We start from the raw sequence: 25,434 nt of genomic DNA, 5'->3' as shown, positions 1-25,434 counted from the left end.
TTGTCCAGCCCGGTCGCCGACTTAGAAGAAGGTCGTGGCCGCGGCCATCGCCCCGGCGCCGATCGCCGCCGCCAGCAGCGCGACCAGCCCATAGCGCCAGCCGCCGCCCACCTGGATCAGCTTCACGTCGCCCAGCGGGAGCGGTGGCGGGGCACCGCCCTTTTCGGGGAAGGCGTCTTCGATGCGGCGGACCAGTGCCGGCAGCCGCTGGATCAGGCGCCAATTCTCGATCAGCGCATCAGCGGCCTTGGCTTCCGGCCCCAATTCGGTGCGCAGCCATTCCTTCACATAGGGGCCGCTGGTTTCCCACATGTTGATTTCGGGATCGAGCTGGTGGGCGACGCCCTCGACCATCACCATCGTCTTCTGCAGCAGCAGCAGGTGCGGCTGGGTCTGCATGTCGAAATCGCGGGTGATGGCGAACAGCCCGTCCAGCATACCGCCCACCGACAATTCGCTCGCCGGCTTGCCGCGCATCGGCTCGCCCACGGCGCGCAGTGCAGTGGCGAACTCGTCGACATTATGATGGCCGGGCACATATTGCGCCTCGAAATGGATTTCGGCGACGCGCTTGTAGTTGCCGGTGATCAGGCCATAGAGAATCTCGGCCAGCCACATGCGGGCGCGCCGATCGATCCGCCCCATGATGCCGAAATCGATCGCGACGATGTCGCCATTGCCCTTCACGAACAAATTGCCCTGATGCATGTCCGCGTGGAAGAAACCTTCGGCGATCGCCTGGCGCAGGAAGGCGTTGACGAGGCGGGCGGCGATGTCCTTGAGGTCATGGCCGGCAGCGATCAGCGCATCGCGATCGGAGATCTTGATGCCGTCGATCCATTCCATCGTCATGACCTTGCCCGTCGTGCGATCCCAGTCGATGGCGGGAATGCGATAGCCCGGCATCGCCTCCATCGCCTCGGCCAGTTCCGATGCCGATGCCGCCTCGCGCCGCAGGTCCAGCTCGCGCGCGGTCCAGCGCTTCATATTGGCGATGACCAGACGCGGGCGCAGGCGGGCGACTTCGCCGCCCAGCATCTCGACATGGGCGGCCGCCCATTCATAGGTCTGGATGTCGCGGTTGAACTGGTCGATCACGCCGGGGCGGATTACCTTGACCGCGACCTCGCGGCCGTCGCTGGTAACGGCACGATGCACCTGTGCGATCGACGCGGCGCCGACGGGCATCTCGTCGAACCGGGCATAAACCTGCTCCAGCGGCCGACCGAAGCTTTGTTCGACCTGCGCACGGATCGTCTCGAACGGGACGGGAGGCAGGGCGTCCTGCAGCCGTAACAGGTCGTTCGCGGCTTCCTCACCGACCAGGTCGGGGCGGGTCGCCAGCGTCTGACCCAGCTTGATCGCGGCGGGGCCGATCGACTGAAACGCATCGGCATAGCGTGGCTGCTTGGGCACGCGCGCGCCGAAGCGGGCAAGGCGCACCAGCCGGCGCACCGGCGTCGGCGTCAGCGGATCGCGTTCTATGCCAGTGAGGGCGCCATGGCGTGCGAGTGTCCGGCCCCATTTCAGGAGCCGCCAGATATGGGTCGCGTGGGTGGTCATGCGGGCGTCAGATCTTCCAGCCCGAATGGATCGCCACCAGCCCGCCCAGGATCGGCTCGACCTTGGTGTTCACGAAGCCGGCGTCGCGGATCATGCCCTCGAACTTGGGCATGGGCGGGAAGCGGCGGATCGATTCAATCAGATAGCGATAGCTGTCGGCATCATTGGCGAACAGCTTGCCCAGCTGCGGCACCAGCTTGTGCGAATAGCCGTCATAGACGTCGGAAAAGCCCGGCCAGGTGGTGGTCGAAAATTCCAGGCAGAAGAAACGGCCGCCAAACTTCAGCACGCGGTGCGCCTCGCGCAGCGCCATGTCGATATGGGTGACGTTGCGGATGCCGAAGGCGATCGTATAGGCGTCGAATTCCCGGCCGCCAAAGGTCAGCGTTTCGGCATTTTGTTCCGACCAGATCAGGCCCTCATAGCCCTTCTTCTGCGCCCGCTCGACACCCACGGCCAGCATCTCGGGATTGATGTCGGACACGGTGATATGGGCGCCCAGCTTGTGCATGCGAAAGGCGATGTCGCCGGTGCCGCCGGCCATGTCCAATATCTGCTCGCCCGGCTGCGGCTTCACCCGCTTGACGAACTGGTCCTTCCACAACCGATGCGCGCCACCCGACATGGCATCGTTCATCAGGTCATATTTGGCGGCGACATTGGAGAATACGGCGCGGACCATGCCGGCCTTCTCGGCGGCATCGACGTCGCGATAGCCGAAGGATGCTGTTTCGCTCATGCGGTTCGCTCTAGAGCCTGATCGTGCCAGATGGAAGCGCTATGCGCGCTCACGCGATGCGGCGAATCCCGCTCTTGTGTGATTGCGCAGTTTCAGGGCCAATCCGGCGCGAAGGCATGGGTTGGGAGTTGGGCGTAAACGCCCCTGTCGCTCCGCTATCCGGCATCCTACATAGGGGCCATGCCCGAGCTTCCCGAAGTCGAAACCACCGTTTCCGGTCTGCGATCCGTCTTGCAGGGGGCGACCCTGACGCGGGTCGAGCCACGCCGCGCCGATCTGCGCTTCCCGATTCCGGCGGACCTGCGTCAGCGTATGACCGGCGCCACCGTCACGGGCCTCTCGCGCCGGGCCAAATATGGCCTCATCGAAACCGATCGCGGCGACATGATGATCTTCCATCTCGGCATGTCGGGGCGATGGCGAATCGATCCGGCGGAAATCGGGGCGCATGACCATCTGTTGCTGGAGACGGGCAGCGGGCGTCTTCTTTCGCTCAACGACCCGCGCCGTTTCGGTTCGCTGGATCTGGTGCGCAGTGACGCCTGGCAGGGCTATGCCCCCTTCACCCGCATGGGCCCCGAACCATTGGGGCCGGATTTCGACGCGGCCTATCTGGCGAGGGTGCTGAGCGGCAAGGCAACGTCGATCAAGGCGGCATTGCTCGACCAGCGCATCGTCGCAGGGCTGGGCAATATCTATGTATGCGAAGCGCTGAACATGGCGGGCATCGCCCCGACTCGAGCGGCGGGCCGCATATCGAAGCCCCGGCTTGGCTTGCTGGTGGAGGCGATTCGCACGGTTCTGTCCGCCGCCATTGTCGCTGGCGGGTCCACCCTGCGCGATTATGCGCGGCCGGATGGCGAATTGGGCTATTTCTCCAACCAATGGCGAGTCTATGGGCGCGAAGGACAGATTTGTCCCTGTGGCGGCACCGTGCAACGCCGAGTCGATGGGGGGCGATCGACCTTCCATTGCCCCAAATGCCAGAAATAGCGGGGGGCTCGCTGGTTGACGACACCCCGGAACAGCTGTAAGGGGCGCACCTTCACGAGGCTGGTTGGCGAATCCGACGGGCCTCTTCCCGAGATTTGATGAGAACCGAGGAATAGAATGGCCAATACGCCGCAAGCCAAGAAGCGCATCCGTCGCAACGAGCGTCGCGCCGCGATCAATGGCGCCCGCATCAGCCGGATCCGCACCCTGGTGAAGAAGGTGGAAGCCGCCATCCTCGCCGGTGACAAGGATGCTGCTGCTACCGCGCTTCAGACTGTCCAGCCCGAACTGGCCCGCGGCGTTGCCCGTGGCGTTCTGCACAAGAACACGGCCGCTCGTAAGTTCGGTCGCCTGACCAAGGCCGTCGGCGCGATCGCCTAAGCCTTACGTTAAGCTACCCGCTTATCTGAAAAGCCCGCTCCGGATCGCCGGAGCGGGCTTTTTCTGCTGGAGTCATGGAATAGTCATTTCCCTGACCCGCGAATTTCTCACGATTCGAGCCAGATCGTCAGAATCGCGCCTAAGTAATCCACTGAAAAATAGTCACAATTTGTGAATCTGCGGTTTTCTGCGGGATTCCCGAGTCAACGTCTTTATTTCAGTTTTTTGAAGCGACCCGCCCTTGATCCGGCGAAGCGGCCCTGTCTATTTTGATCCTCCGGCCGCTGATCGAATCACTTCCTGGCGGTCGTCATAATGTCAGTCGATGTATCAGACTCGGAAGAGCGGGGGCGCTTTTCCGAACCATCTTGTTGCGTCCGATAGTCGTGCCCTCAGGGCATTTTTGTTGGTATTTTGGGGGCAGCATTCAATGAAGGATAATGCGGCGGTGCTTGGAATTCAGGACGGAGAGGCAGCGGCAGATATGGCCCGCCTGGAATCCGCCTGGACGACCATCCGCACCGGTCTGCGCCGCGACATCGGCGCGCGCATGTTCGACCAATGGTTGAAGCCTGCGCGCCTGGGTGACTATTGCCCCGATTCGCAGACGCTGGATCTCCATTTTGCGTCGGATTTCAGCGCGAATTTCGTTTCCGGCCAGTTTGGCGATCGCCTGCGCATGGCCTGGCGCTGCTCGGGCGCCGGCGTGCGTGAAGTGCGCCTGCGCCGTGCGCCCGATTCGTCGGGCCCGCGCCTGCTGGAGGTGAAGCGCGACGTGGCCGCAGCCGTGACGGCGCCGGCGATCATTGCCGCTGCGCCGACCGTCGCCTGCAACTTCCAGCCGCGCCACGCCTTCGACCAGTTCGTTCCGGGTGAAACCAACCAGCTCGCCTATTCGGCGGCGCTGGCGATGGCGGGGGAGGCGGAGCCGCGCTTCACGCCGCTCTTCATCCATGGCGGTACCGGTCAGGGCAAGACGCACCTGCTGCACTCGATCGCACGGGCCTTCTCGGCCCATTCGCCGAGCGCACCGGTGCTCTACATGTCGGCCGAACGCTTCATGGTCGAGTTCGTCAATGCGATGCGCTCGAACGAGACGATGGCGTTCAAGGCCCGCCTGCGCGCCGCGCGCCTGCTGCTGATCGACGATATCCAGTTCATCGCCGGCAAGGGCTCGACCCAGGAAGAATTCCTCCACACGATCAACGACCTGATCGATACCGGTGCCCGCATCGTCGTGACCGCCGACCGCGCGCCGCAGATGCTGGACGGCATTGATCCGCGCATCCTGTCGCGTCTGGCGGGCGGTCTGGTGGCCGATATCCGTCCGGCGGGTCTCGATCTGCGCCTTGCGATTCTGGAGGCGCGCCGCGCCCATGCCGGCGATCCGCCGGTGCCCGATGCGGTGATCGACTTCCTTGCCCGTTCGATCCGTTCGAACGTGCGCGAACTGGAAGGCGCATTCAACAAGCTGGTGGCCTATGGCCAGCTGACCGGTCGCTCGATCGATCTGGAATTTGCCCAGACCATGCTCGCCGACGCAGTGCGCGCCAATGTGCGTCGCCTGACCATCGACGAGATCCAGAAGGCCTGCGCCGCGCATTTCAAGATCGACCTGTCGGAAATGAAGTCGAAGCGCCGTGCGCGCGCTGTCGCGCGTCCGCGTCAGGTGGCGATGTATATCTCGAAGAAGATGACGCCGCGCTCGCTGCCGGAAATCGGCCGTACCTTTGGCGGTCGCGATCACAGCACGGTGATTCACGCGGTGCGCACGATCGAGAAGCTGCGTGAAAGCCATCCGGACATGGACGCCGACGTCCGCGCCCTGATGCGCCAGCTGGAAGGCTGATAGCAGCCCCAACCATGGCTGACTCCATGGGCTGACAGGGCAGGGCGGTTGGACTAGGCTTGATGCCATGATCCGCACCCTGGCCCTGTTCCTCCTCGCCGCGCTGGCCTCCGGCTCGCTGCTGGCCCAGTCTCCAACCCCGGTTTCGCCGCCTGCCGCGTCAAGCGATGTGCGGGTGGCGCTCGATACGAGTGCTGGACGCATCGTGGTGGCGCTGCATCCCGACAAGGCACCGGTCACGGCCGGCAATTTCCTGCGTTACGTCGACCAAAAGCGGTTCGACGGCACCGTCTTCTACCGCGCCGTCGGCGGTCCGGACTACGGCTTCATCCAGGGCGGGACACAGAATGACCCCAAGCGCGTCCTGCCGCCGATCAAGCATGAGCCGACCAGTCAGACGGGCCTCACCCATGATGACGGTGCGCTGTCGATGGCGCGCTATGCACCGGGCAGCGCAACCGGGGATTTCTTCATCGTGCTGGGCAAGATGCCGGCGATGGACGCGCAGCCCGAATCGGCCGGCGACAATCAGGGCTTTGCCGTCTTCGCGCATGTGGTCGAGGGGCTGGATATCGTGAAGGCCATCCAGGCCGGTCCGAAATCGCCCACCGCCGGCAATGGCGTGATGAAGGGGCAGATGCTGGAGCCGACGGTCAAGATCCTGTCGGCCCGGCGCCTGCCCTGAATCGTCCAGCTTAGAGGCTGCGTCGTTCCGTCGGTTCGACGGTGGGGGCGGCGGCATATCGATCCAGATATTGCGCCTCGCCCATCGGTCGGGCGAGGTGATAGCCTTGGAACAGGGTGCAGCCGATAACGCGCAGCATGTCCATCTGTGCCTGCGTCTCGACCCCTTCGATCACCACTTCCATGCCAAGGCCCTGAATCAGACCGACGACCGCGCTGCAGATCGTCCGCGCCTCTGCGGAGGTCGCGATGTCGCGCACCAGGCTGCGGTCTATCTTCACCCGGTCGACCGGCAATTCGCGCAGCCGGGCGAGGTTGGAATAGCCAGTGCCGAAATCGTCGATGGCGATTCGCACGCCATCCTGTCGCAGTGCGCTGAGCTGCCCCAGCACGCGCTCGTCCATGTCCATCGCCAGCGATTCGGTGATCTCCAACTCCAACATGAGCGGCGGGGTCTGGTGCGTCGCCATGGCATGGCGCAGGCGCAGGAAGAAATCGGCCTGCGCCAGTTCGCGAGTCGAAATATTGATCGCGATTCGCTGATGCACGCCCGATCGCGCCCAGCGCGCAGCGGTCTCGCATACCCGGCTCATGACCCAGTCGCCCAGCGCGACGATCATGCCGCTTTCCTCCGCAACCGGCACGAACGCGCCGGGCATGATGAGCGCGCGTTCGGGATGGACCCAGCGCACCAGCGCCTCGGCCGTGACCGCATGGGCCACGCCGCCGTGGCTCATTTCGATCTGTGGCTGAAATTCCAGCAGAAATTCGTCACGCTCCAGCCCCAGCAGCAGGTCGCGTTCCAGTTCGGCCCGGTCCGCCGCTTCCAGCGCCAGTTCGGCGGTGAACATCTCGGCGCGGCCCCGCCCTTCATGCTTGGCATGATACATGGCGATGTCGGCCGATCGCAGCAGCGCGGACAGGCTGTCGCCATGGTCGGGGTAGCAGGCGATGCCGATCGACGCGCCCAGATCGACATGCTGGCTGCCCAGTTCGAATCGTTCGCCCAGCGCGAACTGGATGGCACGTGCGATGCGCGTGGCTGCCTCGCGGCTGGGCAGGGTGGGGAAGAACATGGTGAACTCGTCGCCCGCCAGGCGGCCGATCACGGCGTCGCCCAGGCCAGCGCTGACCTGGGCCATCACCACTTCGCGCAGGCGGCCCGCCACCCGCGCGAGCAACTGGTCGCCGGCTGCATGGCCCAGCGTGTCGTTGACCGCCTTGAATCCGTCCAGGTCGATGAAGAACAAGGCGGCCGGTCCCGTGCCGCTGCGTTCGACGAGTAGGCGTTCGACCTGCCGACAGAAGCTGGTGCGGTTGGCAAGGCCGGTCACCTGGTCGAACAGCGCCAATGTCTGGACATGGTCCAGATTGGTGCGGACCTGGCTGAACAGGCTTTCCATCGCCACCGACAGGTCGGGCAGTTCCAGTCCGATCTCGGCGGGGACATGGGAATGAAGATCGCCATGGGCAGCGGCCAGCAGCCGCTCCGTCGCAGTATCGATGGCGCTTGCAGTAGCGGCGATGGTGCGCTGGGCCGACGCCCAACTCATCGTGCCGCACAGGATCGCGATGATCAGCGATCGGCCGACATCGACCAGATCGTCACCCGCGCCATGGCCCAATAGCAGCGACAGGATGAAGACGAGCGCGCCGGCCGCACAGGCAAAGGCAGCAGCGCGGCTTTTCACTGTCACGCCCTGCATGTGCCTCCCTGCCTGCTCAAAGCCCCCGATAATCGGTGCTGCTGGATCAGGCGGATATGAAGGACAGTGGTTAAGAAAAGGTCAGTGGCTGCGCAAATTGCGTCATTTTTTGCGGCGCAGGATCAGGTAGATGGCGCCGTCGCCGCCATGGCGGGGATGGGCGATGCGCACGCTGGCGATGCGATCGGCATAGGGGCTGGTCTCCAGCCAGTGACCGATCTCGCCCCGGATCGCGCCGCGCCGGCTCGAATCCCCGTGCCTGCTGGCTTTTGGCGGCTTGCCGGTCACGACCAGCAGCACGCGGACATCACGGGCAATCGCCGCCGCCAGCGCCTGATTAAGCCTGACATGGGCGCCGGCCAGATTATGGCCGTGCAGGTCGATCGACATGTCGGGGGCGATGTTGCCGCTACGGATTCGCTTTTCCCAGCCAGTGTCGAGCACGGCCGCTGGCGTGCGGGCGGGGGTGATCGGCACCGCCTTGGCAGGCTGCGGCGTTAACCTTGTTTCCGGGATCTGCGCCGGAGCGACCACGGGCAAGGGCGGGCGCATCAGCCCCGGCCGCAACGGCCGGACCGAGCGCGTCAATGCGCCCCAGAGCGCCTGCTCTTCAGAAGATAGGGTCCGGCGTCGCATGGCGCGCGATCACGGGCGCGCCAGCCGTGCGGCGGACCCGATCGGCAGCAATATCAGCGCGCTTCCCCGAGCGGACATGCCGCCGGCAATGCCGCGCGCGCGGTCGCCCGCGCCCCAGAAGCTGTCGAACCGGTTGGCGCCCTTGATCGCGCCGCCGGTATCCTGGGCGATCCAGATGCCATTGGGTTCGGCCCGGTCGAGCGACAGCAGGACAGGGGCGCCCAGCGGAATATATTTGGGATCGGCCGCCACCGTTGCCTCGGCCGTCACCGGTACGCCCAGCGCGCCGATCGGTCCTGCGCCGGTCAATTCACGGAAGAAGACGAAGCTCTTATTCTCGTTCATGATCGCCGCGCCCTCGGCGGGGTGGGCGCGCAGATATTGCATGATGTCCTGCATCGATCCGGCCTGGATCAGGCCACGATCCTTCATCAGCTTGCCGATGCCGGTATAGTCGCGCCCATTCTGCCCATCATAGCCGATGCGCATCACGCCGCCGTCGGCCAGGGTTAGCCGACCACTGCCCTGGACCTGCAGGAAGAAGAATTCGACCGGGTCGGCCGCCCAGGCCAGTTCCAGCCCGCGCCCGGAGAGCGATCCATCGACGATCTGCGATCGCTCGTCGAATGGCACGAAATTGCTGCCCTGCACCTTGCCGCGGATGGTGCGACCCTTCAGGCTGTCGCTGAACAGGCCGAGGTTGACGTCGATCAGTTCCGCCGGGCGGCGATAGATCGGCACCTGATAGCCGGGCTGGCGGGTGCGCGACCCGGCGATTTCCGGCTCATAATAGCCGGTGACGAAGGCCTTGCCCTCGCCCACCTGCACCGCCTCGAAATAGCGGGAGAAAAACTCGGCAGCGGTGGCTTCGGGCCAGCTCGACGCCGCGCTGCAGGCGCTGTTCCAGTCTGATCCGCGCGTCAGGCCGCTCTGGTCCGTGCGCTTCATCAGCGTCGGACAGGAAATGCGGAAGGCCTGCAGGGCGGCGCGGGCGCGCTCGCCGGACGGGATCAGGCTGGCAATGTCGGGGCCGGGCGTGACGCCCAGGCCGGCGGCATTGGCTTGATCCGTCGACAGGTCGCCCGGCGATACGTTCGGCAATTTCGGCGGCAGGGTGGGGCGGGGCGTGGCCGGAACCGGCCGGGTCGCGCCTTCGCCGCCATTGCTCGGCCGGCTTGGCGCAGGGCCGCCGGCCGATGGCGGAATGACGCCACCCGCGCAGGCGGACAGCATCAGCGCCGCAAGCAGCGCTCCCCCCGAATGACGCAGGCTCACGCCGCCTCGTCGGTTTCGCTGAGCTTCCAGTTGGGATCCGCGCTGCGGATGTCGCGGGTGAAGGTCCAGATGTCGTTGGTGCCAACCGCGTCGGTCAGCGACCCGGCGATGACATTGCCGTCCTTGTCGCGGGTGACGGCGGCAATGTCCGCCTCGAACCGCAGCGAAACTTCGGCGATGCGGCCATTGACGCTGGCATCGACGATCTGTGCCTTCTCGATCCGCACCAGGCGATTGTCGAGCACATGGCCCTCCGCTTCGCGCGCCGCGATCGCTTCCTCGAAGGAGCCGAGCACTTCGGCATCGCACAGCCAGGCCAGTTCGTCGCGATCACCGCGCCAGAAGGCTTCCAGCACCATCTTGTAGGCGCTCTTGGCGCCCTCGACGAATTGGGGCACGTCGAAGCTGCGATCGGCACTGATCAGCGCACGGACGCCTGCTTCGCCAGTCGGGGTAATGAGGCCTTCGGCCAGACGAACCGAATCGCCCGTCGCTTCCGGCATCGGGCGGGGCTGTAATCCGCCCACCTTGGCGCGTTCCTCCGCCGGACGCAGCGCAGGCTCCTGCTCATGGCCCGTCCGCTTTCCAAGAACGGAATAGAGCCGCAGTGCCAGGAAGCCGGCAATCATGGCGAGGATGACGATCACGTACACGGAGGCAAATACCCTTTGTTCGGGATGATGTTCCATCAACATAGGCATGTTTGCACGATACTTCAAATATCGGCTTGCCCTGTAATGCGCAGCAATTGGTCGACGTTGCTTCCTGTCGGGCGGCATTGCCCTGATCTTTCGCCACTGCTAAGCGCGCGGATCGATATCGCGGGCCGTTCCGGCCCTTCGAGCAACGAACGATCAGCAAGGATTTGAGGACAATGGCCGACGAAGCCGACACCATCCAGACCAACGTGACCGGCAATGGCGCCGACACCGCGCCGCAGATTGCGCTGATCAGCCAATATGTGAAGGATCTGTCGTTCGAAAATCCGAACGCCCCGGCCGTCTATCAGTGGCAGGACCAGCCGCAGATCGACGTCCAGTTCAACATCGGTGCCGACCGCGTCGGTGACGAAGTGCTGGAAATCGCCCTGAAGATCGAAGTGAAGGCCGTCGCGCCGCAGGGCACCGCCTTTGCCGTCGAACTCGTCTATGCCGCGCTGTTCGGCATGCGCAACGTGCCCGAGGACCAGATCCAGCCCTTCATGCTGGCCGAAGCGCCGCGCCTCGTCTTCCCCTTTGCCCGCCGCGTGCTGGCCGACGCGATCCGCGACGGCGGCTTCCCGCCGCTGCTGCTCGATCCGATCGATTTCGGTGCGCTCTACCTGCAGCAGGCTGAACAGATGCAGGCGACCGCAGGCGAACCCGCCGGCCACGCCTGATTGCATCATGCTCCTGATTCCCGTTCGGGCTGAGCCTGTCGAAGCCCGAACGGCATGGAGGGCCGCCGCATGAAATTGGTGAAGGCCCTTGGCTCGGTCGGCGGGCTGACGCTCGCCAGCCGGGTTCTGGCGCTGGTGCGCGATTCGCTCGCGGCTCGTTATGTCGGCGCCGGCTTCGCGTCGGACGCCTTCAACGGCGTCGCCTTCCGCCTGCCCAACATGTTTCGCGCGCTCTTTGCCGAGGGCGCCTTTTCCGCCGCCTTCATTCCGCTGTTCAACAAGAAGGCGGCCGGGCCGGGCGGCATGGCGGACGGCTATCATTTCGCAGAGCGGGCGCTGGCCGTGCTGCTGCCGGTGCTGATCCTGTTCACGATCGTCCTGCTGGCGGCGGCCTGGCCGATCACCTGGGCGCTGTCTGGCGGCTTTTCGCGCCAGAATCCGACGCCGGATCAGTTCGCCTTCGCCGTCACCTTGTCGCGCATCACCATTCCCTATCTGGCGTTGATCAGCCTGGCTTCTTTGCTGGGCGGTATATTGAACTCGCTCGACAAATTCTGGGTCAATGCGGCCGCGCCGATCCTGCTCAACGTCGCGATGATCGCGGGTCTGTGGTTCTTCCACGGCGCCGACGAATATGAGACCGCGCGGGTGCAGGCTATGTCGGTCACGGTTGGCGGCGCGCTGCAGCTGCTCTGGCTGATCTGGGCCTGCAAGCGGGCCGGGGTCTCGATGAAATTGAAGCGTCCGCGCCTCGACGCCGATGTGCGCGAGCTGCTGCGCCTGATCGTGCCGGCCGCTGCCGGCGCCGGCGCGTCGCAGATCAACCTCTTGATCTCCACGGCGCTGTCGGGCTGGCTGCTCGCCTCGGGCTCGATCACCTATATCTATTATGCCGACCGGTTGAATCAGTTGCCGCTCGGCCTGATCGGCATCGGTCTGGGCACCATCCTCCTGCCCACCATTTCGCGCATGTTGTCGAAGGGCGAGGATCAGGCGGCGATGGAAACGCAGAACCGGGGCATCGAACTGGCCCTGTTCCTGACCTTGCCTGCGACCGTCGCCTTCATCACCGTGGCCGAACCGATCGTGCGCGGCCTGTTCCAATATGGCCGCTTCAGCGCGGAGGATGCGATGCGCTGCGGCTGGGCGCTCTCTGCCTTCTCGATCGGCCTGCCCAGCTATGTGCTCGTGAAGGTGCTGACGCCGGGTTACTATGCGCGCGGCGATACGAAGACGCCGGTGCGCTATGCGATGCTGTCGATCGCCATCAATATCGTCGGCAATCTCGCGATGATCCCCACGCTTGGCCATATCGGCCCGCCGCTCGCCACTGCCCTGTCCTCGACCGTCAATGTCGCGATGCTTTATCGCACGCTGGTCGCCCGCGGCCATTTCACGGCAGACCCGCAACTGCGCCGCCGTATCCCACGCCTTGCCGTGGCGGCGGTGGTGATGGGGCTGGCGCTCTGGGCGGGCGAGGATCTGCTCGATCCGATGCTCTCGGGCCCGATGGTCAGCCGCTATATCGGGCTTGCCCTGCTTGTCGGCGCGGGCGTCGCGCTGTACGGGCTGGCTTGCTTCGTCACCGGCGCCTATCGCCTATCCGACCTCAAGGCGCTGATGCGGCGGCGAGGCACCCCATAACCAACAGAATGGATTAGAGTATGCGCGTCCTTTCCGGCATCCAGCCCACCGGCAATCTGCACCTTGGCAACTACCTTGGCGCGATCCGCAACTGGGTGAAGATGCAGGACGAGATGGATGAAGGCAGCCAGTGCTTCTTCTTCCTTGCCGACATGCACTCGATCACCGTGCATGAAGGGCGCGAGCAGCGCATCCGCAACGTACGCGACATGGCCGCCGCCCTGGTCGCATCGGGCATCGATCCCGATCGCTCGGTCCTCTTCAACCAGGCGCGCGTGCCGGCCCATGCCGAACTCGCCTGGCTCCTGAATGGCACCGCGCGCATCGGCTGGCTCAACCGCATGACCCAGTTCAAGGACAAGGCAGGCAAGGACCGCGAGGGCGCGTCGGTCGGCCTGTTCGTCTATCCGGTGCTGCAGGCGGCCGACATCCTGCTCTATCAGGCGACCCATGTCCCCGTGGGCGAGGACCAGAAGCAGCATCTCGAGCTGTCGCGCGACATCGCCACCAAGTTCAACACCGATTTCGGCGTCGATGTCTTCACCCTGCCGGCCCCGATCATCCCCAAGGAATCTGCTCGCATCATGTCGCTGCGCGACGGCACGGCGAAAATGTCCAAGTCCGACCCCTCGGACCTGAGCCGCATCAACCTCACCGACGAGGATGATGCGATCATGACCAAGGTGAAGAAGGCCAAAACCGATCCCGAACCGCTGCCCGAAACGGCGGAAGGCCTGGCCGGTCGTCCGGAAGCGACCAACCTGATCGGCATCTACGCCACCCTGTCGAACAGCACGCCTGACGCCGTCTGCGCGCAGTTCGCCGGCAAGGGCTTCGGCGCGTTCAAGCCGGCGCTGGGCGAGTTGCTGGTCGAAACGCTGCGGCCGATGCGCGAGCGTTTCGTGGAACTGCGCACCGACGATGCCGCGCTCGATGCGATCCTCGACAAGGGCGCGGCCAAGGCGGCGGCGGCAGCCGAACCGACCCTGCGCGCGGCCTATGACGCCATGGGCCTGATGCGCTGAGTGATGCCCTGATGCCACAGGGGGCGGGGAAAGAATCCATTCCCTGTGGCAGGCATACGGAATGGGCGCTGCCGCTCCGTCCCTTCATTGACCGGACATGGCTTGCGTCCAATCGACGGGTTGGTGCGTTCAAACGATGTTCAGTTGCGTTTTGCTAGAGCAGGGCGCAAGAAGACTAACAGGCATCCGCCTGATTCAGGACGCGAAAAAATGAAAGCTTTCAGCAAGATCGGCCTTTTCGCAGCGCCCGCGCTGGCGTTGGTGGCCCTGTCCGGCTGCGCCACGTCGTTCAAGGCGGACGTCGCCCGTTTCCAGCAGCTCCCCGCACCCGCAGGGCAGAGCTACACGATCGTCGCCGACGATCCCAAGCTCGCCGGTGGGCTCGAATTTTCCCATTATGCCCAGATGGTCGGGCAACGCCTGACCCAGACCGGCTATGTCGCCGCTGGCGATCCGGCCAAGGCCGACCTCATCGTGCGTGTCGCCTATGATGTCGACAATGGCCGTGAGCGTGTGCGCTCGACCGGTGGTTTCGGCCCTAGCCCCTATTTCGGCGGCGGCTGGGGCTATGGCCGCTGGGGCCGCCCTTGGGGCTATGGCTTTTATGATCCCTGGCTGTTCGGCGGTGCCGGCATGTATAACGATGTGTCGAGCTACACCGTCTACACCAGCGACCTCAGCATGAAGATCGATCGTGCGGCCGATAATCTGCGCCTGTTCGAGGGCAAGGCCAGTGCTCAGTCGCTGTCCAACAAGCTGACCTATCTGGTGCCGAACCTGATCGACGCGATGTTCACCAATTTCCCCGGCCAGAATGGCGAGGATGTGAAGATCACCCTGCCGCCCGAAAAGAAGGGCTGAGCAGTCAAGATACGGTCGGCTCCCAGCCAGACCAAAATTGCCCGGCGATCCCTGCGATCGCCGGGCTTTCTTTTTGCCTGCAACATCTTAGGCTGGCAGGAAGGGGAGCGATGCCGTCAAGATGCGGGGGACGGGCATGTCGTTGACGATACGGATATTGATCGCGCTGGTCGCGGGGCTGGTGGCGGGTATCGCCTTGTCCGAATATGGCGGCGAGCTCGACGCGGCGGTGGTTGATATCGCGCAGCCGGTCGGCAAGGCCTGGCTGAACGGGCTTCAGATGCCGCTCATCCCGCTGATCTTCGCCCTGTTGGTCACGGGCGTGGCCTCTGCCGCGACCACCGCGCGGACCAGCGGCACGGCGGCACGCACCCTCCTTCTCTTCGCCCTGCTGCTGCTTGGCTCGGCCAGCGTCGCCGCATTGCTTGGCCCTCTGCTGCTCCAGCTCTGGCCGGTCCCGGCCGGCGCCGTTGGCGCGCTCGCTGGTGCCGGCCCGGCGACGGACGTGCCCGGCATACGCCCCTCGGCCGAATGGCTGCTCGGTTTCATCCCGGCCAACCCGATCCATAGTGCGGCGGAAGGGCAGGTGGTCGCCGTCGTCCTGTTCGCCCTGGTTTTCGGTTTTGCCGTGACCCGTGTAGCAGAGGATCGGCGTATCGCCCTGACCGGCTTTCTCGCCGCGCTGGTGGACACATTGCTGGTCATGGTCGGCTGGGTGCTCTGGCTCGCGCCGGTCGGCGTCTTTGCGCTGGCGCTGGTCGCGGGCAGCCGCGCCGGTCTCGCGACTGCCGGTGCGCTGCTCCACTATATCGGCTTCATCGTCCTCATTTGTCTGGCTGTGACGGCGCTGGTCTATCCGTTGGTGATCCTGCTTGGCCGGATTGCGCCCGGCCGCTTCGCCCGTGCGGCCTTGCCGGCCCAACTCATCGCCTTTTCGACGCAAAGCTCGATCGCCTCGTTGCCGGCGATGATTGCGGCCAGCGACGGGCCGCTCGAAATACGCGAAAGCACCCGGTCGATCGTCCTGCCGCTCGCCATCTCGCTGTTCCGTATCACCAGCCCGCCGGCCAATCTCGGCGTTGCCCTCTATGTGGCGGCGATGAACGGGGTAGCGCTCGGCCCGGTGCAGATCATGCTGGGCGTTGTGGTCGCCGCGATCGTCAGTCTGGCGGCCGTCGGCCTGCCGAGCCAGATCACCTTCTTCACCACCACCGGCCCGATCTGCCTCGCCATGGGCGTCCCGGTCGAGGCGCTGCCGCTGCTGCTGGCTGTCGAAACCGTGCCGGACATTTTCCGCACCGTCGGCAATGTCACCGCCGACATGGGCGTCACCCATATCATAGATCGCTTGGGAAGCGGAACGGGCATCAGGGATTGATGGCTGCTAACGACCAGAATCTGACGTACCTAGTTCCTCCCCAAGCTTGCTTGGGGAGGTGGCAGCGCGAAGCGCTGACGGAGGGGAAATGGCGCAAGCGCAACGCTATTGCCCCTCCACCGCCTTCGGCGGTCCCCCTCCCCAAGCAAGCTTGGGGAGGATTTTCGGACAGTCTGCTTTCCACCCCATCATGACATCGGACAGATTGTCCTACTGCGGGCTTTTATGATCTATCCTGTCGGATGCAGAGGCCAACGCTTCCTGATCCGGCATCGGCCGATGCGCCGCTGGCGCGTGGCTGTCGCTTCACTGTCGTTTCATCGTAGCGTCAATGGTGCGTCAGCATGACCCTGGTGTCGCGTCCGTGGCGCTCAACTGTCGCGTCACAGACGCGTTGGCGTGGCGTTTCAGGCGCAAATGGCCCAAAACAGCCTCACGACACTGTGAACTTCGGACTGTCGCGTCGTAAACCGGTTTCAGCCGCGCAACGCCCGCTCCGTGATCAGCCGGTAAATGCGGGTCAGGTCGTGCAGGTCGGCGATCGCGACGGCCTCGTCCAGCTTGTGCATCGTCGCATTGTTGAGGCCGAATTCGGCGACCGGGCAGAGGCGCGAGAGGAAGCGCGCGTCCGACGTGCCGCCGGTGGTCGACAATTCGGTGTCGAGGCCCGTCACGTCGCGGATCGCATCGCTGATCAGGGTGGACAGCGTGCCCGGCTGCGTCAGGAAGGGCTCGCCGCTGATCTTGGCCTCCACGCTGCCGCCCTCGCTCGCCGCGATCGCGCTGATCCGATCGATCAGCGACGCGCCGCTATGCTGGTCGTTGAAGCGGATCGAGATGCGCGCGGTTGCCGCCGCCGGGATGACATTATGCGCCGGGTTGCCGACTTCCAGGTCGGTGATCTCGATATTGCTGGGCTGGAACCAGTCGGTGCCCTCGTCCAGCACCTCCGCGTCGATCTTGGCCAGGATGCGGACCAGCGCCGGGATCGGATTGTCGGCCAGGTGGGGATAGGCGACATGGCCCTGCGTGCCCGCCACCTTGATCCACATGTTGACCGAGCCGCGCCGGCCGATCTTCACCACGTCGCCCAGCCGGGCCGAGGAGGTCGGTTCGCCGACGAGGCACATGTCGGGGTGCAGCCCATGGGCGACCATCCGGTCCATCAGCGCCAGCGTGCCATAGGTGGCCGGGCCTTCCTCGTCGCCGGTGATGATCAGGCTGATCGTGCCGGGCAGGCTGTCGGGCAATTCGTGCAGCGCCGCGACGAAGGCGGCGATCGCGCCCTTCATGTCGACTGCGCCGCGGCCATAGAGCAGGTCGCCGCGCACCACCGGGGTGAAAGGATCGCTGGCCCAGCCATGGCCGGGCGGGACGACGTCGAGATGGCCGGCAAAGGCGAAATGCGGGCCGGCGCCTGTGGTGCGCCAGGCGAGCAGATTTTCGACCGGGCCGTCGGGCGCGACGCCGCTGACGAAACGGTCTACGGTGAAACCCAGCGGAACCAGCATCGCTTCCAGCTCGGCGAAGACATCGCCGACGGCCGGGGTGACGGAGGGGCAGGCGAGCAGGCGCTCGGTCAGGGCCAGGGCGTCATGATTGGTGCTGGTCTTGGTCATGGGGCAGCGTTAGCGAAAGCCGTCTTTCTTGGCCAGCGCAGAGGAGAGGGGCCATGCCGAAGATCGATCTCGTCGCCATTCCCCAGAGCAATGCCACCGGTTATCCGGGCGACCATGCACAGGCGGTCGCCGGTCGCTACTATCGCCGGCTGGCCCCGGCGACGGGTCTTGGCGATTTCGGCGTCAGCCATGTCGTGCTGAAACCCGGCGCGGCCTCCTCGCAACGCCACTGGCATGAGGGCGAGGACGAATTTGTCGTCATGCTGTCGGGCGAGGCGGTGCTGGTCGAGGAGGCGCGGCGCACGCCGATGGTCGCGGGCGACATGGCGGCCTTCCCCAAGGGCGTGGCGGATGGCCATCATCTGCGCAACGAAAGTGACGCGGACTGCGTCTTTCTTGCCTTTGGCCGTCCGTCTGTCAGTGATTGCCATTATCCCGATATCGATCTGCACCTGTCAGGTGGGGTCTATCGCCACAAGGATGGGAGCGTTTTTGCATGATGGATCGTCGTGGGTTGTTGGCCGGAATAAGTGGTGCTGTGGTCGCGGCGGGCATTCCTTCGGTTTCTACAGCGGCACCGGGCGGGCTGATCCGGCCGCCGCGCCTGCGTGAAGGGGATGTGGTCGGTCTGGTGGAGCCGGCGGGCTTTACCGATGACGCCTTCGACCTGGACCTGGTCAAGGAGACGATCCGGGCGATGGGGCTGAAGCCCAAGGCCGCGCCGCATCTGGTCGAGCGCTATGGCTATCTGGCGGGCAAGGATGCCGACCGCGCCGCCGACATCAACGCCATGTATGCCGACCCGGAGGTGAAGGCGGTGTTTGCGGTGCGCGGCGGCTGGGGCTGCGCGCGCATGCTGCCCTATCTCGACTTCAAGACGATCCGCGCCAATCCCAAGCTGTTGACCGGCTTTTCCGATATCACGGCGCTGCACCTGGCCTTCGCGGCCCGCGCCGGCTTCACCACCATCCACGGCCCCAATGCCGCCAGCGGCTGGGGAAAGCTCAGCTGGGACAGCTTCCGCGCGGTGGCGTTTGACGGGGCGACGCCGACCTATGTCAATCCGGTGGGGACGGAGGATAGGCTGGTGCCGCGCAGCGGCCGCATCCGCACCTTTGGCAGCGGCAAGGCGAGCGGGCGGTTGCTGGGTGGCAATCTCACCGTGCTGACGGCGTTGATGGGCACACCCTGGTTGCCCGATTTCACCGGCGCGATCCTGTTCGTGGAGGAAACCAACGAGGCGGAATATCGCATTGACCGGATGCTGACCCAATTGTCGCTGGCGGGCATATTGCCAAAGCTCGCCGGCTTCATTTTCGGCCAATGCACCAGCTGCACGGCCACCGGCGTGTCCTATGGCGGCTTCACCCTGTCGGAAGTGCTGCAGCAGCATCTGGCGCCGCTCGGCATCCCCGCTTTCCAGGGCGCGCTGTTCGGCCATATCGCCAACCAGTTCAGCCTGCCGGTCGGCGCCCGCGCCGAAATCGACGCGGACGCGGGTACGATCCGGTTGTTGGAGCCGGCTGTCAGTTAGAGCCTGATCGTTTGAGCTGGAAGCGCTCCGCGCTTCCAGCGATGGCGTGAATCAGGCTCTATTCCTTTGTTGCGGGCTTGGTGCCGTCCAGCGAGGCGACGGTGCCATTGCCGATCGGCTCGCCTTTCATCCCCTCTGCAACCTTCTCGGCCGCCGCCATGACGCGCAGCACATTCTCGCCGGCCAGCTTGGCGATGTCGGCATCGCTCCAGCCGCGGCGCATCAGTTCGGCCAGCAGCGCGGGATAGGTGGCGACGCTGCCCAGCCCCTGGGGCAGCGATCCCACGCCGTCGAAATCGCTGCCGATGCCGACATGGTCGACGCCCGCAACCTTGGCGATATGGTCGATATGGTCGGCGACCATCGACAGGGTGACGACCGGTTCGGGATTGGCCTTTTCCCATTCCGCCAGCGCCTTCTTCGCGCCCTCGGGATCACCGATATAAAGGCCGCCAAAGGGCGGGGCGTTATAGCGGGCCATTTCCGCGCTGCGCGCCGCGCTCCAGACCCGGCGGGCCTCCGACACATATTGCGGCGCGAAATTGACCATGACCACGCCGCCATTGGCCGCGACCTGCTGCAGGATCGCGTCGGACACGTTGCGCGGTGTGTTGCACAGGGCGCGCGCGCTGGAATGGGAGAAGATGACTGGTGCCTTGCTGATCTTCAGTGCGTCCAGCATCACGCCTTCGCTGACATGGGCGAGGTCGACCAGCATGCCCAGGCGGTTGAGTTCATGCACCACCGCCTCGCCGAACGGGGTGAGGCCGTCATGCTGCGGATTGTCGGTGGCGCTGTCGGCCCAGGCGATGGTCCGGCTGTGGGTCAGCGTCAGATAGCCGGCGCCAAGGTCATGATAGGCGCGCAGCACGGCCAGGCTGCCGTCGATCTGGCCGCCGCCTTCGACCCCGATCATCGACGCGATCCGTCCGGCCTTGTGCGCGGCACGGACCTCGGCAGCGGTGGTGGCGAGGGTGAAGTCCTGCGGGTAGCGGCGGGCGAGGCTGTGGACCAGTTCGATCTGCTCGACCGTGTCCTTCACCTGCTGCAGTTCGGGCAGATCGGCCGACACCCAGACGGACCAGAATTGCCCGCCCATCTGCCCGGCACGCAGGCGGGTGATGTCGGTATGATATTGGCTGGGATCGAGCCGGTCGAGCGGCATGGTCCAGCGGGCGTCCCCGGCCTTGCCGGCCATCGCTTCGGGCCAGTCATTATGGCCGTCGATCAGCGGCGTGGCCTTCAGCACCTTGGCGATTCGCGCGGCATAGGGATCGGATGCGGGCGCGGCCGAGGCGGCGAAGGGGAGAGCGACGGTGGCGAGGAGCAGCGACAGGGCTGCGAGGCGGAGGGATGTCATGGCGCGGGAGACTAGGGGGGCGACGGATCAAGTCAATCGCGGCTGGCGGGCGGGTGCGACATTGGCTAGACCCTTGAATCGATGACGATCGATCCGCTGTTGCTGCTGCAGGCCTATGCCATCGGCGTGTTCCCGATGTCCGATGACCGGCAGGCCGACGATGTCTATTGGGTCGAGCCCAAAAGGCGGGCGATCCTGCCGCTCGATGGCCTTCACCTGTCACGTTCGCTGTCAAAGACGATCCGGCAGGACAGGTTTCGCGTCACCGCCAACCGCGCCTTTGCCGGCATCGTCGCCCTATGTGCGGAAGCCGCGCCCGATCGTCCATCGACCTGGATCAATGGCCCGATCGAGCGCGCCTATCGCCATCTCCACGAACTGGGTTTTGCCCATTCGATCGAATGCTGGGACGGGGATGAACTGGTCGGCGGCCTCTATGGCGTGGCGCTGGGTGGTGCCTTTTTCGGCGAGTCCATGGTGTCGCGCCGCACCGATGCGTCAAAGGTGGCGCTGGCCTGGCTGGTGGCGCGGATGCGCTTTGGCGGCTTCAGCCTGCTCGATTGCCAGTTCATGACCGATCATCTGCGCAGCATGGGCGCGCAGGAAATCAGCCAGCGCGACTATCTTCAGTTGTTGGGCGTTGCCGTCGGCGACGTGCCGCTGGGAGCGGGCGACGCGGTGCTGTCGGCCGGTTCGGGCGCAGCGGCCGAACTGGCGTTTGCGCCGCTGGCCGGCGATGCGGCAGCGGGCACCTTGCCCTTGTCGCCCAGCTTGACCGTGGCAGGACCGCTTTCGGGCCAATCCATCGTGCAGCTCTTGACCCAGACGTCATAGACCGGGTGCTGGACGACATTGCGGTCGGGCCGTTCGCGGAACAGCCAGCCGGAGAAATTGCGACGCCACTTGCCGTCGGAACTGCTGCGCACGTCCAGCTGCACGAAGGCGCCCGTTTCCTGCACATTTTCCCACGGAGCCGTGGTCTCGCATGCCTGCAGGCGGACGATGGCGTCGCCGACACGCAGCGCCTCGCCGGGCTTCATCGTCAGGTCGCGGGTCAGGCCGTTGCGCTTGTTGAGCAGGCCTATGACGGCGGTGCGCTCGGCCATCGGCGTACCGGACAGGCTGGCCTCGTCCGCGTTGCGGATAGGCTGGCCCTCGATCTTCACCGGGCCGCTCTGATTCGCCTCTGGCGCATCATTGCGACCGCAGGCCGCCAGCAACGCGCAGCCCAGAAGCGGCGCGCCAAGCAGGATCGGCGGGAATCCCCCCGCCGGACGCCGAATCATGCCGCGTCGGGGCTCCATGCCTCGTAATCGCCGGTCGCCTTCTGGCGCTTGCCGCCCTTTTCGAGCGCGCCCGAGGGACGATAGGCGTTGGCGGTGCCGGTCGCGTTGGGGGTGAATTCCTTTTCCCAGATGCGCGGCGGCGGCAGGAAGCTTTCAGGCGTGCCCTCGATCGAGTGATGCAGCCAGCCATGCCATTCGGCCGGCACGCGGCTCGAATCATTGGCGCCGTTATACATCACCCAGCGGCGCGTCAGGCCGTTCGGATCGACGCCGCCTTCATAATAGACATTGCCCTGATGGTCCTCGCCCACTTTCGTGCCCTTGCGAGCCGTGAAGAGCCAGGTGCCGAAGGTGGCGCCATTCCACCAGGTGAAGATGTTTGCCAGGATACCCATGGCCGATGCGCTTAGCCGCTGGGATTGACGTGGGCAAGGACGATATGGCCCTAACGGGCGGTTGTCGGACAGAAATCGAGGTCGATCGCGCTCTTGCCGTCGGTTGTTGCGCATTTGCCCCAGGATAGGCGGTCGCCTTCCTTGATCCCCAGTTCCGCGGCGCGGCCGCCGCGCAGTTCCAGCACCGCTATCACCGGCACGCCGGCGGACACAGGCTCGCGCGAATAGGGTGCGACATTGGCGCCGATGAAGGCGATCGTGCCGTCCGTATGGATGAACAGCATGTCGAGCGGGATGATCGTGTTCTTCATCCAGAAGCTGGCGGTGCGCGGCGGCTCCATCGGGAACAGCATGCCCTTGTCGGCATCCAGCGCCTTGCGGAACATCAGCCCCTGTTCCTGCTCCGCCTCGGTCCGGGCGACTTCCACGTTGAAGCGATGTACCCCCTTCGCCGTGTGGATGACGAGGGGAAGCAGCGCGCCCTGCGGTGCGGCGGCCTGAACATTGCCGCTGTCATTTGCGGCATCGGCGCCGGCATCGGGCTTGGCAGAGCAGGCCAGGAGCAGTGCGGGCAGGGCGGCGGCGAGAAGCAGTCGGGTAAAGATCATGCGATCCTGCCTAGCGGGTTTCGGGGAGGTGCGGGAGAGGGTTAACCCTCAATCCTCCGCTTCGGGGAAGTCGCCGGGTGCTGCGTCGACCCAGCGCCGGGCCAGGGCATAGTCGTGGCCGGCGCGCAGGAAGGCGGCGATCGCCTTCTCCCGCCGCTTGGGATCGGGCGCCTGCATCGCATAGGGGCCGATCCGCTTGCGTCGCGCGAATCGGTCAGCTGCCGCCCAGCGATCGGCCTGTGCCTGGGCATCGGCGGCGCCGCGATCGGCCTCCTCTATGCCGGCGGCGCGCAGCGTTTCGGTGACGCGGCGGGCGCCGTAGCCGCGTCGGCCGAGCGCCGCGCTCTTCATCAGGGCAAAGCCGCTGTCGTCGACATAGCCAAGTTCTGCAAAGCGGGCGACCAGCGCTTCGGGATCGGCCGGCGCTTCCCCGCCCCATCCGCGCTCGCGCAATTTGCGTGCAAGATAGGCGAGCAGCTTGCCGCGGCTGGTCGCGAACCGGCCGACATAGCGCAGCGCCAATTCGCGCAAGGCGTCTTCGTCCAGGGGTGGGGGCGGGCGTTTGCTGGTCATGACCGGTCGTGCATTGTGCGCCATCATGCGCTAAGCGCCATCTTTATGCCACAGTCGGGCCGGAATTTTACCGCGCCTTATGGTCTAGAAGCACAGGCTGGATTGAAACTATCCGGTGCAAGTCGACGTCAAAACTGATAGCGGCCGCCGGAATATGACAGATATGACATTGGGTGACACCAATATGACGGGTTCGCAGATTATGATGGCACCTACGCCGACCAACGATGTTCTTCCGCGCCGCTTCTCCGATTTCGAGACGTTGGGCGAAGCGTTGGATTATGCGGCGCAGGGCAAGCGCGGTCTCAATTTCCATGATGCGCGCGGCAATCTGGCGCGGCCCTATCCGTTCAGCGAACTGCGCGAGGACGCGATCGCCTGTGCCCATCGCCTGATCGCCCATGGCGTGAAACCCGAGGACCGCGTCGCCCTCGTCGCCGAAACCGGCGCCGACTTTGCCATGCTGTTCTTCGGCATCGTCTATGCCGGCGCCTGGCCGGTGCCGCTGCCGCTGCCGACCAGCTTTGGCGGCAAGGAAAGCTATATCGACCAGCTCAATGTCCAGTTGTCGAGCTGTGACCCGATGCTGTTCCTCTTCCCCAAGGAACTGGAGGACATGGCGGGCGAATCCGGTCGGCAGAAGTCGGTCGAGAGCATCGCCTTCGAGGATTTCATCGCCCGCGACGCGGTCCCCTGCGACCTGCCGCAGGCCAAGGGCGAGGAAATCGCCTATCTGCAATATTCGAGCGGTTCGACCCGCTTCCCCCATGGTGTCGCCGTGACGCACCATGCGCTGCTGTCCAACCTGTCGGCGCATAGCCATGGCATGGAAGTGCAGGAAAGCGATCGCTGCATCAGCTGGCTGCCCTGGTATCATGACATGGGCCTGGTTGGCTGCTTCCTGTCGGTCGTCGCCAATCAGGTGTCGACGGACTATATGAAGACAGAGGATTTCGCCCGCCGCCCGCTGGCCTGGCTGGACCTGATCAGCCGCAATGAAGGCACCTCGATCAGTTACTCGCCGACCTTCGGCTACGACATCTGCGCGCGTCGCATGTCGAGCCAGACCAAGGCGGCCGACCGTTTCGACCTGTCGCGCTGGCGACTGGCCGGCAACGGTGCCGACATGATTCGCCCCGACGTGATGCAGAGCTTCGTCGATGCGTTTGGCGATGCCGGCTTCAGCCCCAAGGCGTTCCTGCCGAGCTATGGCCTGGCCGAAGCGACCCTGGCGGTCACTATCATGCCGCCGGGCGAAGGCATCATCGTCGAACTGGTGGAGGAAACCGACCTGTCGGGCGGTGCCGCACCGGAAGGCCGTCCGCAGCGTTTCCGCTCGATCGTCAATTGCGGCAAGCCCGCCAAGGACATGATCGTCGAGATCCGCGACGAGGATGGCGGCCTGATGAACGAGCGCCAGATCGGCAAGGTCTGGACCACCGGCCCCTCGCTGATGGTCGGCTATTTCCGGGATCCCGAAGCGACCGAGGCCTGCATGGCGGATGGCTGGCTGGACACGGGCGACATGGGCTATCTGTCCGATGGCTATCTCTACATTGTCGGTCGCGCCAAGGACATGATCATCATCAACGGCAAAAATCACTGGCCCCAGGATATCGAATGGGCCGTGGAGCAGCTGCCGGGCTTCAAGCAGGGCGATATTGCCGCCTTCGCGATCACCACGCCGGGCGGCGAGGAAGCGCCGGCGGTGCTGGTCCATTGCCGCACCTCCGACAATGAGGAGCGTTCGCGTCTGCGCGACCAGATTCGCGAGCGGGTTCGCGCCATCACCGGCATGAACTGCGTCGTCGAACTGGTGCCGCCGCGCACCCTGCCGCGCACCAGCTCCGGCAAGCTCAGCCGGTCCAAGGCACGCAACCTCTATCTGACCGGCGAGATCCGTCCTTACGATATCGCTGCCTGATCGGGCGACGCATACCGATTGAT

Annotated in this window: 24 protein-coding genes and 1 pseudogene; 13 read left to right on the top strand and 12 right to left on the bottom strand. The window is 65.1% G+C overall.

Annotated elements, in window-relative coordinates:
• Window positions 1–21: 21 nt before the first annotated feature.
• Complete coding sequence (gene ubiB / locus ACUCV3_RS18845) at window positions 22–1,563, bottom strand: 2-polyprenylphenol 6-hydroxylase (protein ID WP_279729803.1); 1,542 nt, start codon at window positions 1,561–1,563, stop codon at window positions 22–24.
• 7 nt (window positions 1,564–1,570) lie between these two features.
• Complete coding sequence (locus tag ACUCV3_RS18840) at window positions 1,571–2,302, bottom strand: class I SAM-dependent methyltransferase (protein WP_279729802.1); 732 nt, start codon at window positions 2,300–2,302, stop codon at window positions 1,571–1,573.
• Window positions 2,303–2,482: 180 nt separating this feature from the next.
• Between ACUCV3_RS18840 and mutM the strand changes: the two genes are divergently transcribed.
• The 4 genes from mutM to ACUCV3_RS18820 all read left to right on the top strand — a co-directional run bounded on the left by mutM (window position 2,483) and on the right by ACUCV3_RS18820 (window position 6,210).
• A complete protein-coding gene (gene mutM, locus ACUCV3_RS18835) occupies window positions 2,483–3,295 on the top strand; it encodes a bifunctional DNA-formamidopyrimidine glycosylase/DNA-(apurinic or apyrimidinic site) lyase (RefSeq protein WP_279729801.1) in 813 nt (270 codons plus the stop codon).
• Window positions 3,296–3,412: 117 nt separating this feature from the next.
• Window positions 3,413–3,676: a 30S ribosomal protein S20 gene (gene rpsT, locus ACUCV3_RS18830; protein WP_010335635.1), complete on the top strand. Its 264-nt coding sequence runs from the start codon at window positions 3,413–3,415 to the stop codon at window positions 3,674–3,676.
• Between the two features lie 430 nt (window positions 3,677–4,106).
• Entirely contained in the window at window positions 4,107–5,525 is a 1,419-nt protein-coding gene (dnaA, locus tag ACUCV3_RS18825; protein ID WP_279729799.1) for a chromosomal replication initiator protein DnaA, read from the top strand.
• A gap of 67 nt (window positions 5,526–5,592) precedes the next feature.
• Window positions 5,593–6,210 (top strand): peptidylprolyl isomerase, encoded by a 618-nt coding sequence (locus ACUCV3_RS18820; protein ID WP_279729798.1) that lies wholly within the window; start codon window positions 5,593–5,595, stop codon window positions 6,208–6,210.
• Between the two features lie 10 nt (window positions 6,211–6,220).
• Here the strand turns inward: ACUCV3_RS18820 and ACUCV3_RS18815 are convergent, their stop codons facing one another.
• From ACUCV3_RS18815 to ACUCV3_RS18800, 4 genes are all read right to left on the bottom strand, one after another.
• A complete protein-coding gene (locus ACUCV3_RS18815; RefSeq protein WP_279729796.1) occupies window positions 6,221–7,915 on the bottom strand; it encodes a putative bifunctional diguanylate cyclase/phosphodiesterase in 1,695 nt (564 codons plus the stop codon).
• 102 nt (window positions 7,916–8,017) lie between these two features.
• Window positions 8,018–8,551, bottom strand: a complete 534-nt coding sequence (locus ACUCV3_RS18810) for a Smr/MutS family protein (protein ID WP_279729795.1) — start codon at window positions 8,549–8,551, stop codon at window positions 8,018–8,020.
• A 9-nt stretch (window positions 8,552–8,560) separates the two neighbouring features.
• The gene (mltA, locus tag ACUCV3_RS18805; RefSeq protein WP_279729793.1) at window positions 8,561–9,826 is read right to left on the bottom strand and encodes a murein transglycosylase A; all 1,266 of its coding nucleotides are present in this window, start codon (window positions 9,824–9,826) and stop codon (window positions 8,561–8,563) included.
• Window positions 9,823–10,479 carry a Tim44/TimA family putative adaptor protein gene (locus ACUCV3_RS18800; protein ID WP_125985631.1) on the bottom strand — a complete coding sequence of 219 codons (657 nt, stop codon included), beginning with the start codon at window positions 10,477–10,479 and terminating at the stop codon, window positions 9,823–9,825. The genes mltA and ACUCV3_RS18800 overlap by 4 nt, the downstream gene beginning before the upstream one ends.
• Before the next feature lie 221 nt (window positions 10,480–10,700).
• Between ACUCV3_RS18800 and secB the strand changes: the two genes are divergently transcribed.
• The 5 genes from secB to ACUCV3_RS18775 all read left to right on the top strand — a co-directional run bounded on the left by secB (window position 10,701) and on the right by ACUCV3_RS18775 (window position 16,112).
• Window positions 10,701–11,204, top strand: a complete 504-nt coding sequence (gene secB / locus ACUCV3_RS18795) for a protein-export chaperone SecB (RefSeq protein ID WP_099234505.1) — start codon at window positions 10,701–10,703, stop codon at window positions 11,202–11,204.
• A 69-nt stretch (window positions 11,205–11,273) separates the two neighbouring features.
• Window positions 11,274–12,848, top strand: coding sequence for a murein biosynthesis integral membrane protein MurJ (gene murJ, locus ACUCV3_RS18790; RefSeq protein ID WP_004210333.1), 1,575 nt, complete (start codon window positions 11,274–11,276; stop codon window positions 12,846–12,848).
• Between the two features lie 20 nt (window positions 12,849–12,868).
• Window positions 12,869–13,873 carry a tryptophan--tRNA ligase gene (gene trpS, locus ACUCV3_RS18785; protein WP_004210335.1) on the top strand — a complete coding sequence of 335 codons (1,005 nt, stop codon included), beginning with the start codon at window positions 12,869–12,871 and terminating at the stop codon, window positions 13,871–13,873.
• Between the two features lie 210 nt (window positions 13,874–14,083).
• Window positions 14,084–14,734, top strand: coding sequence for a DUF4136 domain-containing protein (locus ACUCV3_RS18780; protein ID WP_010335644.1), 651 nt, complete (start codon window positions 14,084–14,086; stop codon window positions 14,732–14,734).
• 136 nt (window positions 14,735–14,870) lie between these two features.
• Window positions 14,871–16,112 (top strand): dicarboxylate/amino acid:cation symporter, encoded by a 1,242-nt coding sequence (locus ACUCV3_RS18775; RefSeq protein ID WP_482240968.1) that lies wholly within the window; start codon window positions 14,871–14,873, stop codon window positions 16,110–16,112.
• Window positions 16,113–16,588: 476 nt separating this feature from the next.
• Here the strand turns inward: ACUCV3_RS18775 and dapE are convergent, their stop codons facing one another.
• Window positions 16,589–17,731 (bottom strand): succinyl-diaminopimelate desuccinylase, encoded by a 1,143-nt coding sequence (gene dapE, locus ACUCV3_RS18770; protein ID WP_279776275.1) that lies wholly within the window; start codon window positions 17,729–17,731, stop codon window positions 16,589–16,591.
• A 53-nt stretch (window positions 17,732–17,784) separates the two neighbouring features.
• On the opposite strand from dapE, the gene ACUCV3_RS18765 reads away from it, so the two are divergent.
• Window positions 17,785–18,231 (top strand): cupin domain-containing protein, encoded by a 447-nt coding sequence (locus ACUCV3_RS18765; protein ID WP_279730560.1) that lies wholly within the window; start codon window positions 17,785–17,787, stop codon window positions 18,229–18,231.
• Window positions 18,228–19,265, top strand: coding sequence for a S66 peptidase family protein (locus tag ACUCV3_RS18760; protein WP_279730558.1), 1,038 nt, complete (start codon window positions 18,228–18,230; stop codon window positions 19,263–19,265). Before ACUCV3_RS18765 ends, ACUCV3_RS18760 begins: the two co-directional genes overlap by 4 nt.
• 58 nt (window positions 19,266–19,323) lie before the next feature.
• Here ACUCV3_RS18760 and ACUCV3_RS18755 read toward each other — a convergent pair whose 3' ends face one another.
• Window positions 19,324–20,625: a dipeptidase gene (locus ACUCV3_RS18755; RefSeq protein WP_279730556.1), complete on the bottom strand. Its 1,302-nt coding sequence runs from the start codon at window positions 20,623–20,625 to the stop codon at window positions 19,324–19,326.
• 81 nt (window positions 20,626–20,706) lie between these two features.
• Between ACUCV3_RS18755 and aat the strand changes: the two genes are divergently transcribed.
• Entirely contained in the window at window positions 20,707–21,459 is a 753-nt protein-coding gene (aat, locus tag ACUCV3_RS18750) for a leucyl/phenylalanyl-tRNA--protein transferase (protein WP_279730554.1), read from the top strand.
• Window positions 21,460–21,494: 35 nt separating this feature from the next.
• On the opposite strand, the pseudogene ACUCV3_RS18745 reads toward aat, so the two are convergent.
• The 4 genes and pseudogenes from ACUCV3_RS18745 to ACUCV3_RS18730 all read right to left on the bottom strand — a co-directional run.
• A pseudogene (locus ACUCV3_RS18745) lies at window positions 21,495–21,665 on the bottom strand (DUF2155 domain-containing protein); the annotation flags it as partial.
• Between the two features lie 242 nt (window positions 21,666–21,907).
• Complete coding sequence (locus ACUCV3_RS18740) at window positions 21,908–22,306, bottom strand: NADH:ubiquinone oxidoreductase subunit NDUFA12 (RefSeq protein WP_010335652.1); 399 nt, start codon at window positions 22,304–22,306, stop codon at window positions 21,908–21,910.
• Window positions 22,307–22,356: 50 nt separating this feature from the next.
• Window positions 22,357–22,914, bottom strand: coding sequence for a DUF192 domain-containing protein (locus ACUCV3_RS18735; RefSeq protein WP_279730552.1), 558 nt, complete (start codon window positions 22,912–22,914; stop codon window positions 22,357–22,359).
• A gap of 48 nt (window positions 22,915–22,962) precedes the next feature.
• Window positions 22,963–23,487: a regulatory protein RecX gene (locus ACUCV3_RS18730; RefSeq protein ID WP_279730550.1), complete on the bottom strand. Its 525-nt coding sequence runs from the start codon at window positions 23,485–23,487 to the stop codon at window positions 22,963–22,965.
• A gap of 163 nt (window positions 23,488–23,650) precedes the next feature.
• On the opposite strand from ACUCV3_RS18730, the gene ACUCV3_RS18725 reads away from it, so the two are divergent.
• Window positions 23,651–25,411 (top strand): fatty acyl-AMP ligase, encoded by a 1,761-nt coding sequence (locus ACUCV3_RS18725; RefSeq protein WP_037516124.1) that lies wholly within the window; start codon window positions 23,651–23,653, stop codon window positions 25,409–25,411.
• The last annotated feature ends 23 nt before the right edge of the window (window positions 25,412–25,434 follow it).

It is taken from the genome of Sphingobium sp. VMM (assembly GCF_056790315.1).
The sequence above is the reverse complement of the archived record's forward strand: the minus strand, read 5'-3'. Positions and strand labels throughout refer to the sequence as shown.

What these genes read in the sequence shown, in the direction of transcription:
- ubiB (WP_279729803.1), bottom strand. Translation starts at nt 1,563, where the DNA reads ATGACCACCCACGCGACCCATATCTGGCGGCTCCTGAAATGGGGCCGG.
- ACUCV3_RS18840 (WP_279729802.1), bottom strand. Translation starts at nt 2,302, where the DNA reads ATGAGCGAAACAGCATCCTTCGGCTATCGCGACGTCGATGCCGCCGAG.
- mutM (WP_279729801.1), top strand. Translation starts at nt 2,483, where the DNA reads ATGCCCGAGCTTCCCGAAGTCGAAACCACCGTTTCCGGTCTGCGATCC.
- rpsT (WP_010335635.1), top strand. Translation starts at nt 3,413, where the DNA reads ATGGCCAATACGCCGCAAGCCAAGAAGCGCATCCGTCGCAACGAGCGT.
- dnaA (WP_279729799.1), top strand. Translation starts at nt 4,107, where the DNA reads ATGAAGGATAATGCGGCGGTGCTTGGAATTCAGGACGGAGAGGCAGCG.
- ACUCV3_RS18820 (WP_279729798.1), top strand. Translation starts at nt 5,593, where the DNA reads ATGATCCGCACCCTGGCCCTGTTCCTCCTCGCCGCGCTGGCCTCCGGC.
- ACUCV3_RS18815 (WP_279729796.1), bottom strand. Translation starts at nt 7,915, where the DNA reads ATGCAGGGCGTGACAGTGAAAAGCCGCGCTGCTGCCTTTGCCTGTGCG.
- ACUCV3_RS18810 (WP_279729795.1), bottom strand. Translation starts at nt 8,551, where the DNA reads ATGCGACGCCGGACCCTATCTTCTGAAGAGCAGGCGCTCTGGGGCGCA.
- secB (WP_099234505.1), top strand. Translation starts at nt 10,701, where the DNA reads ATGGCCGACGAAGCCGACACCATCCAGACCAACGTGACCGGCAATGGC.
- murJ (WP_004210333.1), top strand. Translation starts at nt 11,274, where the DNA reads ATGAAATTGGTGAAGGCCCTTGGCTCGGTCGGCGGGCTGACGCTCGCC.
- trpS (WP_004210335.1), top strand. Translation starts at nt 12,869, where the DNA reads ATGCGCGTCCTTTCCGGCATCCAGCCCACCGGCAATCTGCACCTTGGC.
- ACUCV3_RS18780 (WP_010335644.1), top strand. Translation starts at nt 14,084, where the DNA reads ATGAAAGCTTTCAGCAAGATCGGCCTTTTCGCAGCGCCCGCGCTGGCG.
- ACUCV3_RS18775 (WP_482240968.1), top strand. Translation starts at nt 14,871, where the DNA reads ATGTCGTTGACGATACGGATATTGATCGCGCTGGTCGCGGGGCTGGTG.
- dapE (WP_279776275.1), bottom strand. Translation starts at nt 17,731, where the DNA reads ATGACCAAGACCAGCACCAATCATGACGCCCTGGCCCTGACCGAGCGC.
- ACUCV3_RS18765 (WP_279730560.1), top strand. Translation starts at nt 17,785, where the DNA reads ATGCCGAAGATCGATCTCGTCGCCATTCCCCAGAGCAATGCCACCGGT.
- ACUCV3_RS18760 (WP_279730558.1), top strand. Translation starts at nt 18,228, where the DNA reads ATGATGGATCGTCGTGGGTTGTTGGCCGGAATAAGTGGTGCTGTGGTC.
- ACUCV3_RS18755 (WP_279730556.1), bottom strand. Translation starts at nt 20,625, where the DNA reads ATGACATCCCTCCGCCTCGCAGCCCTGTCGCTGCTCCTCGCCACCGTC.
- aat (WP_279730554.1), top strand. Translation starts at nt 20,707, where the DNA reads ATGACGATCGATCCGCTGTTGCTGCTGCAGGCCTATGCCATCGGCGTG.
- ACUCV3_RS18740 (WP_010335652.1), bottom strand. Translation starts at nt 22,306, where the DNA reads ATGGGTATCCTGGCAAACATCTTCACCTGGTGGAATGGCGCCACCTTC.
- ACUCV3_RS18735 (WP_279730552.1), bottom strand. Translation starts at nt 22,914, where the DNA reads ATGATCTTTACCCGACTGCTTCTCGCCGCCGCCCTGCCCGCACTGCTC.
- ACUCV3_RS18730 (WP_279730550.1), bottom strand. Translation starts at nt 23,487, where the DNA reads ATGACCAGCAAACGCCCGCCCCCACCCCTGGACGAAGACGCCTTGCGC.
- ACUCV3_RS18725 (WP_037516124.1), top strand. Translation starts at nt 23,651, where the DNA reads ATGACATTGGGTGACACCAATATGACGGGTTCGCAGATTATGATGGCA.